Origin of the sequence: Actinomadura rubrisoli (assembly GCF_004349215.1) — a bacterium.
Taxonomy (GTDB): domain Bacteria; phylum Actinomycetota; class Actinomycetes; order Streptosporangiales; family Streptosporangiaceae; genus Spirillospora; species Spirillospora rubrisoli.
Window position 1 is genome coordinate 1 of the sequence record NZ_SMKU01000213.1, and the last position, 15,885, is coordinate 15,885.

Sequence of the window (15,885 nt, forward strand, 5' to 3'; positions counted from 1 at the left end):
GGCGGGGCGCTGGCGCCGTCCGCTCCGGGGCGGGCGAGGACGGTGGTGCGGGCTCGGGCGTCCACCCGGCGGTGAGCGGGCCGGTGTGATCTGTAACGAGGCTACTGGGCGGAGCTGAGGGTCAGCCGCGTGCTTGTTGGGGGTGTTTGGGTAGGAGGCCGACCAGGAGGAGGGTGGCCAGGTAGAGGGCGGCGGCGAGTGCGGTGATGAGTTGGCCTGCGTCGAAGAAACCGCCGTGTCCGGCTTGGCGAAAAAGGCCGTGCCGAGGGCGGCGGCGCCGATGGCGTTGGCGCACTGTTGGACGGCGTTGAGCATGCCTGATCCGGTGCCGACCTCATCGGTTGGTGGCGTCGCGGATAACGGCCGTTGTCGGCACATCACGAAGCCCGGTCACCGCGCGGCCGCGGCCGGCAGACGGGGCGCGGCCGGCAGACGGGACGCGACCGGCAGACGGGACGCGACCGGCAGACGGAACGCGGCGGGCCAGCAGGCGCGTCCGGCAGGCGGGGCGCAACCGACAAGCGGGGCGCGGCCGGCACATCAACCCGCCCGCCTGACCGCCGATCGCTCAGTGCGGCGTACCGGATTCACGAGGGCCTGCGCGCGAGCACCAGCCGGCCCCGCGGGCTGCCGTCCGCGCGCTGCCCCAGGTCCGTCAAGGGGGTCGTCGTCACGGTGAATCCGGCTGCCGCCAGGTCATCGCGCACCGCCTGCAACGGGCAGGTGCGGTAGTACATGACGAAGGACGGGCGCCACACCGCGTTCCGCACCCGCATCACCGCGTCGAATCCCAGCAGCGCCCAGTACCAGGTCGACGTGATGGGCGGCGGCGCGCCGATCGGAAAGGCGAACAACCCGCCGGGACGCAACGCGCGGAACACCCCGGCGAACAGCGCGGGCCGCTCGGCGGGCAGGAAATGTCCGAGCGCACCGAAACTGACCGCCAGGTCGAATGCCCCGGTGAAGGGCAAGTCCCGCACGTCGGCCCGTTCCCACTCGGCATCCGGGTGAGTCCTGCGAGCCTGCGCGAGCATGCCGGCGCTGAAGTCGACGCCCGTGGTCCGGCCTCGGCACAGCGGTTTCAGCACCCGCATGCCCGCGCCGGTACCGCAGCACACGTCCAGACCGTCCCCGAACGGTCCGAACGGGCGCAGCGCATCGGCGGTCGCGCAGAGAAGGCCGTCAGGAGTCCGAAACGGCGTGTGATCGAACTTGGGGGCGAGCAGGTCGTAGCCGTGCTCGACCGACGACAACGCCTGAACCACCAGTTCACGGACAGAGGGGCCTTGAGGCGAGAACACCGGCCAAGCGTACTTCCCCGATGGGCGACCCCGGCGCCCTCACCCGGTCAGGGGACGCCTTGGCTCGCGCCCGGTCGCGGCGTCTCCGGCAGGGCGCGGATCTTGCCGGCGTCGGGAACGCCGAGGTCGGTGTATCCGGCCAGGGCCTGCCGCCGGTGCTCGCGCGCCTGACGGTGGTGGCCGAGATCGTGGTGGGCGTGCGCGAGGCCGTCGTGGGCGCGGGCCTGCTCGTAGCGGTCACCGATCTCACCGGCGATGGCCAGCGCCTCCTGGTGGTGGGCGCGGGCGCGGTTCGGGTCGCCGGTGCGGCGTACGGTCTCCCCCAGCCTGTTCAGCACCTCGTTCTCCAGCGGACGGTTGGCGGTGCCGCAGGCCAGGTCGACGGCCTGGCCGAGGTGGCTCAGTGCTTCGTCATAGCGTCCCGTCCGTCCGCAGACGTCGCCGATCTCGCACAGTGCGGAGCCTTCGAGAAGGCTGTTGGCGGTGGCGCGGGCCAGGTCCAGCGCTTCGTGGAGGTGGCTCAGCGCCTCGTCATGGCGTCCCGTCCGGCCGTACACACCACCGAGTTCGCACAGCGCGGAGCCTTCGAGAAGGCGGCTGGCGCTGGCGCGGGCCATGTCGAGCGCTTCGTGGAGGTGCACGAGCGCCTCGTCAAAGCGTCCTATTCGGCCGTAGACGCCACCGAGTTCGCACAGGACAACGGGCTCGTGCCGGTGGTTGCCGACATCCCGTGTCAGGGCCAGGGACTGCTTGTAATAAGTGACGGCCTGGTCATAGCGTCCCTGCTGCCGGTAAACGGAACCGAGGCCCTTCAAGACGCCGCACTGGAGGGCGAGATCGCCGATGTCACGTGCCAGCGTCAGCGCCTGCCCGTAGTGGACGAGCGCGTCGTCAGCGCGCCCCAGGTACCGCAGCGCGGGGCCGAGGTTGCCGAGGATTCGGGCCTGGAGGATGCGATTGCCGGTGTCCCGCGCCAGGGTGAGGGCCTGCCCGTAGTGGGCGAGGGCCTGGTCTCCCCGTCCTCGGCGGCGGTGGAACAAGCCGAGGTAGTGCAGCGCCTGGCTTTCGTGTTCGCGGTCGCCGTTGTCGCGAGCGGATTGGAGCGCACTCGTGTAGAGGACGACGGCCTCGTCATAGCTGCACCGGTGCTCGATATAGCACCACAGCCTGTTGGCGAGATCGGCGACATGGAGGGGCCAGCCGTGTTCGGCGGCATACGTGGCGGCGGTGACCAGATTGGGCCATTCGGTCTCCAGCCAGGCGACGGCCTGGTCGAAGTCGGCGAAGTGCGGTGCCGGGGTCGTGGAGGCGGGCATGCTGGGCGAATAGGGCTGGTTGTAGCAGACGGCCGCGTTCATGGCGAGGCCGGTGGTGTGCCGGTAGTGGTCGAACGCCCGGGTCAGGGCCGCGCGCCGTTCCGCCTCGCCCTCCTCGATGTCCGCGAGATGGACGGCGTGCAGGCGGAGAAGCTGATGGAAGCGGTACCGGTCGGCGGTGGGCTGCTGGAGCAGGTGCACGTCGACGAGTTGCTCCATCAACCGATCCGCCTGTTCCAGCGTCACGTCGGCCAACGCGGCGGCGGTGTGCGTGTCGAAGTCGGCGCCGGGGTGCAGCCCGAGCAGCCGGAAAAGACGCTGCTGGTCACCGGTGAGGTACCGGTAAGACAGGGCGAAGGCGGCGGCGACGCCGCGGTCTCCGGCGGCGAGCTCCCCCAGCCGCCGTTGCTCGTGCCGTAGCCGCTCGATCAGATGGGCGACACCCCAAGCGGGCCGCGTGCGCAGCCGCGCGGCCGCGACGCGTATCGCCAAGGGCAGGTACCCGCACAGCCGCACGACCTCCTGGACGTCCTGCGAGTCGGCGAGGGCGCGGGTATCGCCGATGACCCGGGTGAACAGCGCGGTCGCGTCGTCCGAGGGTAGGACGTCAAGGGACAGCGGATGGGCGGCCTCCAGGTCGACGAGCCGGCGGCGGCTGGTGATCAGCACCGCGCATTCAGGGGTGCCGGGCAGCAACGGCCGCACTTGTGCGGCGCCGGCGGCATTGTCGAGGACGACCACGGCGCGGCGCCCGGCGAGTTGGGCACGCCACAACCCGGCCCGTTTCTCAACACCCTCCGGAATTCTCTCTCCGGGGACTCCCAATGCGCGCAATAGCGTGTCCAGCGCGGTCGACGCGCTGACGGGGTCCTGCTCGGCGCTATGAGCATGGAGATCGACGAACAGCTGAGCGTCCGGGTAGCGATCGGCCAGGTGGTGGGCGGCGTGGACGGCCAGGGTGGTCTTGCCGATCCCGGCCATCCCGTCGATCGCGCTGATCACCACGGCCCTCGCCGGTTCCCCGTCCGCCGGCAGCGCTGAGAAAAGGCGCTCCAGCTCGGCGGTGCGACCAGTGAAATCGGCGATATCGCGGGGCAGGAAATGACGGGCCTCCGCGGGGGAGTTCGACGGCGAGACTATTTCGGCATCACCTGTGAGGATCTGTTGGTGCACATGCTGGAGCTCCTTTCCAGGTTCGATCCCGAGTTGCTCGATCAGGACCCGCCGGGCCTCCTGGAAGGCCCGGAGCGCTTCGGCCTGCCGACCGGACTGGTACAACGCCCGCATGTAGAGGCCGACGAGCCGCTCCCGCAGCGGAAATTCGGCCACCCATGACACCAACTCGGCGGAAAGCGCGTGATGCCGGCCGAGAGTCAGTTCCAGGTGGGTGCATTCCTCCAGCACGGCGAGACGCTTCTCGTCCAGCGCGATTCGCTGCGGGGCCAGTGCGGGGCTGTCCAAGCCGGCCAGGGTCGGCCCACGCCACAACGCCAGGGCGGCGCGGAACTCGCCGACAGCTGCATCGATCCGTTGATCAACGGCATGCTTGCGGGCCCGGGTGACCTGGTCGTCGAAAACGAAAGCGTCGAGCGCGCCGGGACCGACCGACAGCCGGTAACCGCCTTGACCCGCCGTTACCAGATCGGCGGCGCCGGTGCCGTTCAGCACCCGACGTAAATCGGAGACGACGTTGCGGGCCTGCTTCGTCGCGGTGGCGGGCGGGTCCTCATCCCAGGCCGCATTGATCAGGCGACTCACCGGAACCACTTGATCGGCGGCCAGCAGTAAAGCGGACAGCACTTTCTGATGACGCGCCGTCCCGGGGTGCAGCCGCTTGTCGGCTCCCCAGATTTCCAGCGGCCCCAGGATCTTAAAATTCATTGACTTCGCCCCGATTCGGGATCGTTCTGATTTTCCACCCCACACTGCGGCAACTCCGTCCGCAAGTAACTCACCGTTTCGGAGGCTTGCCGAACGTGGCCACCCGCATCGTCATCCAACGGGCGGGCCGAAAATAACGAAGGTGTGGTCGCATGAATACCTAATGTGACATCAATGGTTTGAACAGGGCATTCGCGCCTCTCCGCGCGTCGGGATCCGCGGAGGGCGGGTGAGGAGCAGGCCAGGACCAGACCAGGACCAGGCCAGGACAGCGGCTTTTAGGTTGCTCGCGTGACCTACCAAAACCTGCCCCGCTGCCGCCTCAAACCGCATCCGGACCCGGAGAGCACGAACAAGATCCGCCCGCAAAGCCGCAAGCACCGCCTTGCGTGTTCATGTCGTCACACTGCGACAGGACGGCCGAGGCCGCCGAAGGAGGCGTCATGACACGAACGGCAACGCCGGCGACGGTCGATGGGGAGGCCCGATGCTGAACGCGGTGACCCCGGTCCGGTACGCGAAACTCGCCTCGCTGTTCGGGCCCTCGTATCCCAACCTCGCGTTCGTCCACGCGGCCCTTGAGGGAAAGATCCCCGCGAAAGCATGGGCACAGCAGGAAGGCGACGACGTTTCGGCGTGCCTCATCGCCACGCAGTCGCCCTTCTGCTTCGCCGCCGGAGCGATCACAACCGATCTCGTGGACGAGATCTTTGCCCTGCTGCGCGACAGGCCGCCCGTCAGGCTGATTTTTCCGCCGGGCACTGAAGTCATCCCGCAACACGGTTTTCGCAAGTCCGAGCGCATCCAGTTCAGCCGCGCCGAGCCTGGCGGGAACGCGTTCACGCCGGCCGAAGAGTTCGATCTGCAGAGAACCGATGCGCGGCTGTTCGAGAAGCTGAACTGGCGGGACATGGTCCTTTCCATCTTCGGGTCGGCCGCCAATTACCTGATGAACGGCTACGGATTCTGCCTGGTCCGCGATGGACGGGTCGCGGCGGAAGGGCACGGGGTCGTGGGAGGTGGGCTGGTCGAACTGGGCGGCTTCACCCATCCGCGATACCGGCACCGGAACCTGTACACCGCCATGAGCTCCCAGATCATCAGGTACGGCGCAAAACATGGCCTGCGCCCGGTCTTGTCCTGCCAGGCCGACAACGAGGCGAGCGTCGCCGTGGCGAACCGGATCGGTCTGGCGACGGACTTCCGCTATGACGTGGCGGTGCTGAGCTCATGACCGTACACACACCGGTATCCGCGTCCGTGGCCAACGCGCATGAGCTGATCTCGCCCCACATCCGGCGGACGCCTCTCGTGAGGTCGAAGAAACGGAACGACGTCTTCCTCAAATGCGAAAATCTTCAGCTCACCGGATCGTTCAAGCTGCGCGGAGCGCTGAGCGGCCTTCTCAGCTACAAGCGCTTCCGGCCAGACGTGTGGTCGCACATCAGGAAGCACGGGGTGGTGACCTGCAGCTCGGGGAACTTCGCCCAGGCGCTGGCGTACGCGACGGGTCGCCTGGCGGTGGACTACACCGTCATCGTGCCCGATCAGATAACGCCCGCCAAGATGGCCGGCATCACCGGGCACAATCCACTCGCGCGAATCGTCCGTGTCCCCTATGAAACGTGGCGGGACACGATGCTGACGGGAGCGCATCCTGATTTCCCGGGCTTCTTCCTCTCCTGCGAGACGGACGACTACGTGACGCAGGGCAACGGCACGATAGGACTGGAGATACTCCAGGACCTCCCCGCGGTCGACGCCGTCCTGGTTCCCTATGGCGGCGGCAACCTGACCTATAGCCTCGCCACCGTGTTCGCCGGGCATGACGTCGGCGTCTTCGCCGTCGAAATCACCACCGGCGCACCCCTGTCCGCCTCGCTGCGGGCGGGAGAACCTGTCGAAGTGGAATACAGCCCCTCCTTCGTGGACGGCATAGGGGCCAGCTTCGTCCTCCCGCAGCAGTTCCACCGGGTCAAGGACGTCATCGCCGGTGTCCTCACCGTGACCCCGCAGGAGGTCGCCGAAGCGCTGGGCTCGCTTCTACTCAACGACAAAATGCTGGCCGAAGGTGCCGGGGCGGCCGCCCTCGCTGCGGCATGCAAATACGCCAACGCCTATCAGTGGAGGCACCCGTGCGCCATTATCAGCGGCGCCACGATCGACCTCCACAAGCTGCTGGGCGTGCTGAACGACACCTCTGAGAACGGAGCCGAAGATGCTCACCATTGAACCGGCCAGCGCCGCCGTTGGCGCTCAGGTGACCGGCGTCTACCTTTCCGACGACCTGCCCGCGCACCACTGGGAAGCGATCAAGCAGGCATTCCAGCGGCACAGCCTGCTCGTCTTCCCCGGACAGGAGCTCACGGTCGAGGACCAGAAGAGATTCTGCCGCCGATTCGGCGACCTACTGGTACACGACCACCTGCTGCCGATGACGGTGGAGGGCCATCCGGAGTGCATGCGACTGCACAATGACGAGAACAACCCGCCCGGCCTCAACGCCTGGCACACCGACAACAGCGGCTGGCCCGATCCGCCTCTCGGCACCGTCCTCTACGCGAAGACGACACCCAGGGTCGGCGGTGACACCCTCTTCTCCAACATGTACCTGGCCTACGAGGCGCTGTCCGCGCCGATGCGGGAGATGCTCGGCCAACTGACGGCGACCCACGACGCCAAGAAGGCGTTCGGCGCCGACTACCCCGAACTGGGCGAGATGCTCAAGAAGAAGGCCATCGAGGTCAACGACAGGTTCGGCGGCGGCAAGGCCGTGCACCATCCTCTCGTCAGAACCCATCCGGAGACGAAGAAGAACGCTCTCTACATCTCGGAGCCCTACGTCACGGGCATCGACGGCCTGTCGGCGGCGGAGAGCCAGGCCATACTCGACTTCCTCTACCGGCACATCGAGACCAACGAGTTCATCTACCGGCATCGATGGCACACCAACGATCTCCTCATCTGGGACAACCGCTGCCTGCAGCACTACGCCGTCGCCGACTACTTCCCGCACGAAAGGCTGATGTACCGGATGAACATCCTGCAGGAAGAGAGCGGATAATGGACGACGTCCTGAGCGGCAATCCCGCTGCCCTGTCCTGTCCCGCGGCGGCCTACCACCAGACCCGCCAACAGGGTGTCCACTTCTCCGAGGCGATGAACGCCTATGTGGTCAGCTCTCACCACGACGTGCTCCGCGTCATTCTGGACGCGCGGACCTTCTCGTCCTCCAACGCACTGGGCGCTCCGGCGCCAGGGCCCGACAGCGAGATGTCCAACTACCTGCCTTACCTGCTGACCTCCACCGACCCAGAGCACGCCCGCCGCCGATCGATCGTCAACCGAGCGTTCACCCCCAGACGCATCGCCGGGCATGAAGCGGCCGTCACCGGCATCTGCCACCGGCTGGTGAACGCGCTCCGGCATCAGGACAGCGTCGACTTCGTCAACGATGTCGCGATCCCCCTGCCGATCTCCGCCATCATGCACGTCCTCGGCCTGCCCGAAGAAGACCGGCCCGACCTGCTGCGATGGTCCCAAGAACTCGTCCGCGCCACGGTTGGCGTGCGGGAATTCGACCCCGAGCAGATCGTCCCGCCAGGACGCCCCCTCGCCGCACGAATCGCCCAGCGCCTCAACAGCGCACGCAACGGCGTTCTGCCCCTCATCCACGAATCCGGCATCCCACCCGCCGATGCCGCCCGCTTCGTCATCGACCTCCTCGTGGCCGGGAACTTCACCACCACCGCCTATCTGACCAGCGCCATGCACATCCTCGCCCGCGCGCCCGAGCTCGCCGACCAGTTGCGCGCCCATCCCACGGACATAGCCGGATTCGTCGAGGAGACCCTCCGGCTGGAAAACCCCCTGCAAGGCATGTACCGGATGACGACCCGCGACTGCGAACTCGGCGGTGTCCCCCTCCCCGAAGGCACCCGCATCCTTGTGCTCTTCGGATCGGCCAACCAGGACCCCGCAGAGTGGCCCGACCCCGACACCTTCGACCCGCAGCGCGCCGACGCCGCCAACCACCTCACCTTCGGCCGCGGCACACACACCTGCCTCGGCTCAACCCTCGTACGGCTGCAGGGCCGACTGCTCATTCACACCTTCCTGGCCAACACCGCTCATTTCGAGCCGGCAACGCCGGAAATCACCTACCTACCCAATCCCATCTTCCGCTGCCCGACCGCACTCCACCTAAAGGTCACCTGGAAAGCGCCGACAGACCCATAAAGGTTGAGGCTCCACCGATCGCGCCGGACCTCGATGCCGCCGGTCCGGCGCGACCGGAAGGGTTCAATGTCCACCAGGCCGCACTTAGAGGCGCGGCAGTGCAGGAGCACGTGGACGGGCGCCCGGCCAGGGTGAGCGGTCAAGATATGTTTGATCTCCCCGGACGATCCGGGCGTTGAGATGGAACTCCTGGACCGCGATCACCACGGGCGGCTCCGTCTTCGTCCCGGCGATGTCGAACACGGTGATCTCCACGCCGTAGCCGCTCAGCACCTCGGCGCGCACACTGACTGAGCGATCGCCACGACCTGCCCCTAGATCCCCACACCCGACCCCACGCCCATGTACCCGTTGCTACTGCTCAACCGCTCGACCGCCGGCTGCAGTCGTCCTCCACCTCCATTTCAGGGTGACCGATAGTGGACGTCTTCGAACAGAAGATCGGTTGACGTATCACCGTTAGGAAGCGAGTGTTAACCGACTGTGGAGCTCCCAGCCAAGGGACAGGTGGGTATTGATGTCGGAATCCGCTGAGGACGTGGCCGCCCAAGGGGCACAGCAAAGCGAAGGATCATGGTTGGGGCGGGGCGTCGCGCTGTTCACTCCGGTGTTCGCCGTGGCGGCCGGGTGGCTGGCCGGGGTGGTCGCGCAGATCGTCCCTGGGGCTCACCTGGACGAGAACCAGGTCACCACGTTCATGGTCGCGGCAATGACGGCCGCTCTCGGCGCCGGATGGAAGTGGCTCCAGGGCTGGCAACAACACGAGCGCTTCGTCGCCGAGGGACGGGCGGCCCCGGTGAAGCAACGCCGCAAGGCACCCAAGTAACCCAGACACGACCCGTACCCAGGGAAAGCACACCCGTGAGCGCATAATTCCATACAGTAAGCATCCTTCTGTATACGCTGCATAAGCGGCTGGTTTCCGGCGGAGGAATGTGCTCCTGAGCGCCTTCGGCCGTTCACCTCATGGTTGTCTTCGGTTGGTAACTGTGGCTGTGTGAACACAGCGTTTCTTCGTGCGATCGCGGTGGTGAGTCTGGGGCTTACGGGGTGTACTGCCGCTACCGCGTCGATCTCTGACAAGAGCACGATGGTGATCGGGGTGAAGGCCGACCAGCCCGGACTCGGATTCAAGGACCGGAACGGCACTTTCCGCGGCTTCGAGGTCGATGTGGGCACGTACATCGCCCGGCAAATGGGGGCATCCCGTGTCACGTTCAAGACGGTGACGTCCGATGACCGGGAACGCCTGCTGAACAACCACACGGTCGATCTGGTCCTGGCCTCGTACTCGATTACGCCGGACCGTGCCAAGCTCGTCACTTTCGGTGGCCCCTATTACGTCGCCCACCAAGACATCATGGTCCGCGCGACCGAAAACCGGGTACGAGGCGTACGCGATCTGGCCGGACGAAGGATGTGCCAAGCGAGCGGATCGGTGTCCACCGACCGGATCACAAAGGGGTTGGGCATCCAGCCACGGCTCGTACAGTCACCTTCTTACAGCGAGTGTGTCACCAAGCTGCTCAACGGCGCCGTGGACGTGGTCTCGACCGGCGACCTGGTCCTGGCCGGCTTCGCGACCCGCTACGTGACCCGAGTGAAGATCATGAACGCTCCGTTCACCGACGAGCGCTACGGCGTGGGCCTCCGGCGGGACGACGTCGATGGCTGCGAGGGCGTCAACCGGGCCCTCACCGTCATGTACCAGGACGGGACGGCCGGCCGACTACTCCACAAGTGGTTCGGCCCAAGCAACCTCAAACTGACCGAGTCCATCCCCGAATTCGAGGGCTGCTCGTAGTGTCGGGAAGCTTCACTCTCCATCGGAGACTCGGTGATGCTCCCTGTGGTAGCGAATGCTTTCGAGGGAGATCTCATGCTTGACGTTGAGCTCCCCCATCTCCTCGCCATCAGCCTGGTCGATAACTCTAAAGTCATCTTCGATGGTGATCGAGCCAAACCTGAACAGGTCGCGGTGGTTCGAGCATAGACACAGCATGTTGTTGAAAGCATCAGCGCCTCGATGCGGCGGCTCCAGGCCACGGACGTATGCTACCCAGGCGAAAGGTTGGTCTCCGGGTGCCTCCAAGACGACGCCACAGACCTGGCACTCATAGTTGTAAAGTCGCTTGAGTTCTTCAGCACGGGCACGCGAGGCATAAACACCAGGCGCGAGCCGCTCGAACCGTCCCGGGGAAAGATCTCGACTCATGTGCTGAGATGTGTTGTCGGAGATCGTGTCTGCGATCCGTTCGAGTCGATACAGAAGCACGCTTGGCCCGTCCACACTTGGCTGGACGAAGTAGTCCGTGACCCTGAACAACCCGTCATAGCTGTAACCGACCTCGGGCGAGAAGTCGCGATTGCCGCCAGAACCGCGAACGACACGGACAGGCAAGCCTGTCGTCAGACTCTTAATGAGAGCCGCATTGCCCGTGTGCATCGGAGACTGATCCTTAACTTGTACACCGGTATTCGGGTCCCGTCCACCATGCCCCGTGTAGATGATCGTGTCGCCGTAGTCTTTGTCATCTTTGTAGCCACCGGAGACCACGATCGACTCGGCACCGCCCTTTTCGGCAGTCCCGCAGATGCCGGCCTGCAAAGGGCGATGGATACGGCTTCGACGCAGTTCTTGACGGTTTGGAAATCGTGCTCCAGGCTCGACACCAGAAATCGGCCCGTAGAACTCCTTGACGGGCACCAGGCTTCGCTCTCCCATGGCCTGGTTACGGAACAACCGAAGACTTGCACCGTAGTCTCTCTCCCTCCGCTGAGGGATGGGAAGACCTTTATCGCGGAGGACTTCCCGAACACCCTCAAAAAGAGTGTCAACGTCAAGAAGGTCCGGATGGTCAGGGACGCCGGTATTGATGAGATCAAACAGCGCGCCACTAAACGCGGTATAGGTGTCTCCTGATTGCGATGTCTTATTTTCAGCAGTTGATGCCATCAGGTAGACGCCAGAGAGATTAGCGCTGTTCGCGACCTCACCCGTCGAATCACCGCCGCTCATCACTCCGGCCGCAAGCCCAGAGTAGCAGCAATCTAGGATGACGAGTTTACGCTTTGCGCGGCTCATCCGCAGTTCTGTTCTAATGTAGTCGTACGCCACGGAACGGTACATGCGCCCATTATCTGACCCCACCAAAGTCAGATAGAGGTCGCTACCCGTCGAATGAACTAGCCCATGCCCGGCAAAGTAGACGATCAGCACATCGGTCGCTTCCTGCGCCGCTTTCGCAACCGGGTCAAGCATCTCCGCGATGGAGTCGGGATTAGAAACGACCTCACAGTGCTCGGCAGGGATACCGCATAGTTGCCCATCGGTGAGCAACCTGGCGAGCTCAGTGAGATTGTTGGCAACCGCCGGCAGTTGCTCCAAGTAGGTGTACCGACTCGTCCCGATGAGCACAGCGCGCGACCTGAGTGGATCCGGAAGCGTCATTCGTCTTTCTCCGCGAGGCTCAGGGCCTTGATGACCGCCTCTGGATCGGCGCCGGTGATGGTGACCTTAACATCTCCGCGCTCGACGGTGATCTGCGTCTCGCGACGCCGGGTTCTGCGCCAGCCGTTGATGGCATCGATCACGCTCGGCAGTTGAAGAGTGCTCGTCACGGTCAAGGTGATCAGGTCCAGCGCAGCGCCCATCTGGCCCTGCTCCGGCTGCTTCGACACGAGCTTCAGGTCCATGTCTTGGTAGATGACCGGCTCGCGGAGCAGCCACTGGTGGAGCGAACGCAGCTCATCGTCCGCAGAGTCTCCATCGATCCGAACGTTGATGGTCACGGATAACCCCCTGTCAGTCTGCGCACACGATCGTCGCAGACAGACCGACATGTCGGAATGTTCATGACGTTTGACGTGCCGGCGTACCGGGTCGCTCCAAGGAACCGCGGTGTGGACCCGAGTTCCCTTCGATCCGCTGGCTCGAACGGCCACGACGCGCACGCCTTGCACTCTTGTGAGCAATCCATGGCACCGGGGACGTAGGTGGGCCATACGGTTGGGCCATGTCTGAGCTTGCTCCTGGGGTCTACGAGAAGATCGTGACCGCTGAACTGCATCAGCGCCTGCAGTCGGTTGAGGGTGATTTGGTGCACCGTGACGGCCTGGAGACGCTCGACACCGAGGAGCTCCTCGTTCGGCATCTGGCGGAGCTGGTCCGGCGCGCCCTCAAGATCGCAGGGGGTGGTCAGGCGAGCGTCGGCGACCAGGTAGAGGCGGCAAATCGGATCAGCGAAGCGATCGCGTCCGTCGTTCCGGATGCGGCAGCCGCCGGCGACCTGCTGGCCTCCAGCCATGATGTGTTGCTCGGCGTTGCCAGAGGCCGCCTTCCTGATGGAACAGTTTGCTTCCCGGAACGGCCCGACATCCCCCTGTCGTCCAGCGCCCTTCTCGTCAACGGGCGAGACCAGCCGCAGATCGGACGAGAGGTGGTCAAGGAGCTCGCTTCGGCAGACCGTGTCGACCTACTCATAGCCTTCGTCAAGTGGCACGGACTCCGATTGGTCGAGGCTTCATTGCGAGACTTCCTCGACCGAGGTGGCATCCTGCGGGTCATCACTACGACCTACATGGGGGCTACTGAACTCCGCGCTGTCGAGCACCTAGCCTCGATGGGTGCTGAGGTCGCCATCTCCTACGACACCCATCGGACGCGGCTACATGCGAAGGCTTGGCTGTTCCATCGGAACTCAGGGCTAGACACCGCCTACGTTGGCTCGTCCAACCTTTCACGCGCCGCCATGCTGGACGGAGTCGAGTGGAATGTGCGGCTCGCACGTGCGGAGCAGCCGCACCTGGTTGATACTTTCGCGGCCACGTTTGACGAGTACTGGAATGACCCGGCCTTCGAGCGATACCACTCTGCGCGAGATCACGGGCGGTTGGCGGAGGCACTCGCCACTGAGCGAAGTGGGCCGCGAGACCTTCCCCTTCATGTGGCCAATATTGACGTCACTCCGCGGCCGTACCAGCAGGAGGTTCTTGATGCCCTCCAGGCCGCACGGGAGACTCATGGCCACTGGCGCAATCTTGTCGTGATGGCGACCGGAACGGGCAAGACTATCGTGGCCGCCCTCGATTACGAGCGGCTACGCGACCTGGGTAAGGTCGACTCATTGCTCTTCGTTGCGCATCGCAAGGAGATATTGACACAGAGTCTGAGCACGTTCCGCACTGTGTTGAAGAACGGTGCGTTTGGTGAGCTTCTAGTGGACGGAGATCGACCCTCACAATGGCGTCATGTCTTCGCGTCCATCCAGTCGGTGAGCCAGCTCCCAAATTTGACGCGCGACCGATTCGATATGGTGATCGTCGACGAGTTTCATCACGCGGCAGCTATCTCCTACAGTGCCCTTCTCGACCACGTCACTCCCATCGCCTTGCTCGGTCTTACGGCGACCCCCGAGCGGACCGATGGGGAAGACATCCTTCACTGGTTCGACGAGGGGCGTCCAACCGTCGAACTTCGACTATGGGAAGCACTGGAACGCGGCATGCTCGTACCGTTCCACTATTTCGGGATTCACGACGATGTCGATCTCTCCCACGTCAAGTGGCGACGTGGCGCTGGTTACGACATCAGCGAGCTCACCAATCTCTACACCGGACTCGATTCGCGAGTCGCTATGATCATCCGCTCTCTAGCAGAAAAGCTAGGCGACTCGAATGTTATGAAGGCGGTCGGCTTCTGTGTGAGCATCAAGCACGCCTCTTTCATGGCCGACCGCTTCACAACGCACGGCATTCCTGCGCTTGCCGTGACATCGCAGATGACCACCGAAGAGCGCGCTACCGCCCTTGAAAAGCTGCGAAACGGCGAGATCAAAACGGTCTTCACCGTCGATCTGTTCAACGAAGGTGTGGATGTCCCTGACATCAACACTGTTCTCTTCCTGCGTCCCACTGAGAGCGCCACAGTTTTCTTGCAACAACTTGGCCGCGGCCTTCGGCTGACCAGGGACAAGCCCGTCTCACCGTCCTGGATTTTGTTGGACACCAGCGCAAGGAATTTCGCTTCGATAAGCGGTTCACCGCGCTCACCGGCATCCGTCGAGGGCGGCTTGCGCAGGAGGTCAAGGCAGGCTTCCCGACCCTGCCGGCCGGATGCTCCATTGATCTCGACCGCGAGGTCAGCAAGTTGGTGCTCGCCAACATCAGGCAAGCGCTCAACATCCGCTGGAACGATCTCGCCTCGGAATTGGCTGGCCAGCCCCACCTCGACCTCGCCGGTTTCCTCAACGAGACGGGCCTGGAACTTGACGATCTCTACCGCGGCAGCCGCGGAGGCTGGGCCGCGCTACGCCGCGAGGTGGGACTCGACCCACGCCCGGTTGTTTCGGCGGAGCAAGACTCCGGGCTACGCAAGACCATCAGCCGGCTACTACACATCGATGACCCCGAGCGGCTCCAGTTCCTTCGCGAACTCCTCACACAACCAAGCCCGCCGAGTCTCCTAGAGGCCGACCTCCGTCATCGGCTCCTGCTGTCGATGCTGAACACCGCGTTCGATAGCCGCCAGCCGTCCAGGGCCGTCGAGGGGCATCTGGCGAAGCTATGGGCAAATCCGGCACGGCATGAGGAACTCCTTGAAGTGGCGGAGATTCTGCGCGGGAGGATCAACCGCCTCACTCCCGTCGTTGAGGAGATCGTCCATCTTCCCCTCCGGCTCCACGCTCGTTACAGCCGCGGCGAAGCCCTGGCGGCGTTCGGGATGGAGGTCTCTGGATCCATGGTCGCTGGCGTCCAGTGGTTGCCGGACCAACAGGCCGACGTGTTTCTCGTGACGATCAGCAAGAACGAGCGGCAGTTCTCGCCCACCACCATGTACAACGATCGCGCGATCAGCCGGACGCGCTTCCAGTGGGAGTCCCAGGGACGTACCCGCGAGCAGTCCGCCACTGGGCAGCGGTACATCAACCACGAGACGTTGGGCTCCACAGTGCATCTCTTCTTGCGCGAGACCAAGGAAGACGCCTACAACTACGCCGGTCCCATGAGCTACGTGGAGCACGAGGGCGAGCGGCCAATGCGCATCGTTTGGGAGCTGGCCCATCCGCTGCCTGCCGATGTCTTCCACTATGCAAAGGTCACCACCGGGTGACGGCTGTCGGGTCGGGAGAGTGTCGGTGGGGGTGGGT

The 15,885-nt window shown here is 64.7% G+C and carries 13 protein-coding genes; 8 read left to right on the forward strand and 5 right to left on the reverse strand.

All coding sequences use genetic code 11. The annotated features are described in order from the left end of the window. Positions 1-587: 587 nt before the first annotated feature. Together E1298_RS30815 and E1298_RS30820 are read right to left on the reverse strand one after the other, a co-directional pair. A complete protein-coding gene (locus tag E1298_RS30815; protein ID WP_131899480.1) occupies positions 588-1,301 on the reverse strand; it encodes a class I SAM-dependent DNA methyltransferase in 714 nt (237 codons plus the stop codon). A 47-nt stretch (positions 1,302-1,348) separates the two neighbouring features. After that, positions 1,349-4,543 carry an AfsR/SARP family transcriptional regulator gene (locus tag E1298_RS30820; RefSeq protein ID WP_131899482.1) on the reverse strand — a complete coding sequence of 1,065 codons (3,195 nt, stop codon included), beginning with the start codon at positions 4,541-4,543 and terminating at the stop codon, positions 1,349-1,351. A 442-nt stretch (positions 4,544-4,985) separates the two neighbouring features. Between E1298_RS30820 and E1298_RS30825 the strand changes: the two genes are divergently transcribed. The 4 genes from E1298_RS30825 to E1298_RS30840 are packed head-to-tail and all read left to right on the forward strand — an operon-like array spanning position 4,986 to position 8,737. Next, positions 4,986-5,732, forward strand: coding sequence for a GNAT family N-acetyltransferase (locus E1298_RS30825; RefSeq protein WP_131899484.1), 747 nt, complete (start codon positions 4,986-4,988; stop codon positions 5,730-5,732). Continuing rightward, on the forward strand, positions 5,729-6,730 hold the full coding sequence (locus E1298_RS30830) for a threonine ammonia-lyase (protein ID WP_131899486.1): 1,002 nt from the start codon (positions 5,729-5,731) through the stop codon (positions 6,728-6,730). The genes E1298_RS30825 and E1298_RS30830 overlap by 4 nt, the downstream gene beginning before the upstream one ends. After that, positions 6,717-7,562 (forward strand): TauD/TfdA dioxygenase family protein, encoded by an 846-nt coding sequence (locus E1298_RS30835; protein WP_131899488.1) that lies wholly within the window; start codon positions 6,717-6,719, stop codon positions 7,560-7,562. The genes E1298_RS30830 and E1298_RS30835 overlap by 14 nt, the downstream gene beginning before the upstream one ends. Continuing rightward, positions 7,562-8,737 carry a cytochrome P450 gene (locus E1298_RS30840; RefSeq protein ID WP_165975748.1) on the forward strand — a complete coding sequence of 392 codons (1,176 nt, stop codon included), beginning with the start codon at positions 7,562-7,564 and terminating at the stop codon, positions 8,735-8,737. Before E1298_RS30835 ends, E1298_RS30840 begins: the two co-directional genes overlap by 1 nt. Before the next feature lie 84 nt (positions 8,738-8,821). Here the strand turns inward: E1298_RS30840 and E1298_RS30845 are convergent, their stop codons facing one another. Further along, entirely contained in the window at positions 8,822-9,022 is a 201-nt protein-coding gene (locus tag E1298_RS30845; RefSeq protein ID WP_131899492.1) for a hypothetical protein, read from the reverse strand. A gap of 292 nt (positions 9,023-9,314) precedes the next feature. Here E1298_RS30845 and E1298_RS30850 point away from each other — a divergent pair, with 292 nt between their 5' ends. Next, a complete protein-coding gene (locus tag E1298_RS30850) occupies positions 9,315-9,563 on the forward strand; it encodes a hypothetical protein (RefSeq protein WP_131899494.1) in 249 nt (82 codons plus the stop codon). Between the two features lie 264 nt (positions 9,564-9,827). Next, complete coding sequence (locus E1298_RS30855; RefSeq protein WP_131899496.1) at positions 9,828-10,541, forward strand: glutamate ABC transporter substrate-binding protein; 714 nt, start codon at positions 9,828-9,830, stop codon at positions 10,539-10,541. A 12-nt stretch (positions 10,542-10,553) separates the two neighbouring features. On the opposite strand, the gene E1298_RS30860 is transcribed toward E1298_RS30855, so the two are convergent. Together E1298_RS30860 and E1298_RS30865 are read right to left on the reverse strand one after the other, a co-directional pair. Further along, entirely contained in the window at positions 10,554-12,188 is a 1,635-nt protein-coding gene (locus E1298_RS30860; protein WP_131899498.1) for a caspase, EACC1-associated type, read from the reverse strand. Beyond that, complete coding sequence (locus E1298_RS30865) at positions 12,185-12,529, reverse strand: effector-associated constant component EACC1 (protein WP_131899500.1); 345 nt, start codon at positions 12,527-12,529, stop codon at positions 12,185-12,187. The genes E1298_RS30860 and E1298_RS30865 overlap by 4 nt, the downstream gene beginning before the upstream one ends. A 224-nt stretch (positions 12,530-12,753) precedes the next feature. On the opposite strand from E1298_RS30865, the gene E1298_RS30870 reads away from it, so the two are divergent. Next, complete coding sequence (locus tag E1298_RS30870) at positions 12,754-15,204, forward strand: DEAD/DEAH box helicase family protein (RefSeq protein WP_243725913.1); 2,451 nt, start codon at positions 12,754-12,756, stop codon at positions 15,202-15,204. A gap of 32 nt (positions 15,205-15,236) precedes the next feature. After that, entirely contained in the window at positions 15,237-15,848 is a 612-nt protein-coding gene (locus E1298_RS50655; protein ID WP_243725914.1) for a DUF3427 domain-containing protein, read from the forward strand. The last annotated feature ends 37 nt before the right edge of the window (positions 15,849-15,885 follow it).

Bases quoted from the DNA above. Each gene is read 5' to 3' on its own strand.
- E1298_RS30825 (WP_131899484.1), top strand. From the start codon at position 4,986: ATGCTGAACGCGGTGACCCCGGTCCGGTACGCGAAACTCGCCTCGCTG.
- E1298_RS30830 (WP_131899486.1), top strand. From the start codon at position 5,729: ATGACCGTACACACACCGGTATCCGCGTCCGTGGCCAACGCGCATGAG.
- E1298_RS30835 (WP_131899488.1), top strand. From the start codon at position 6,717: ATGCTCACCATTGAACCGGCCAGCGCCGCCGTTGGCGCTCAGGTGACC.
- E1298_RS30840 (WP_165975748.1), top strand. From the start codon at position 7,562: ATGGACGACGTCCTGAGCGGCAATCCCGCTGCCCTGTCCTGTCCCGCG.
- E1298_RS30855 (WP_131899496.1), top strand. From the start codon at position 9,828: ATGGTGATCGGGGTGAAGGCCGACCAGCCCGGACTCGGATTCAAGGAC.
- E1298_RS30860 (WP_131899498.1), bottom strand. From the start codon at position 12,188: ATGACGCTTCCGGATCCACTCAGGTCGCGCGCTGTGCTCATCGGGACG.
- E1298_RS30870 (WP_243725913.1), top strand. From the start codon at position 12,754: ATGTCTGAGCTTGCTCCTGGGGTCTACGAGAAGATCGTGACCGCTGAA.
- E1298_RS50655 (WP_243725914.1), top strand. From the start codon at position 15,237: ATGCTGAACACCGCGTTCGATAGCCGCCAGCCGTCCAGGGCCGTCGAG.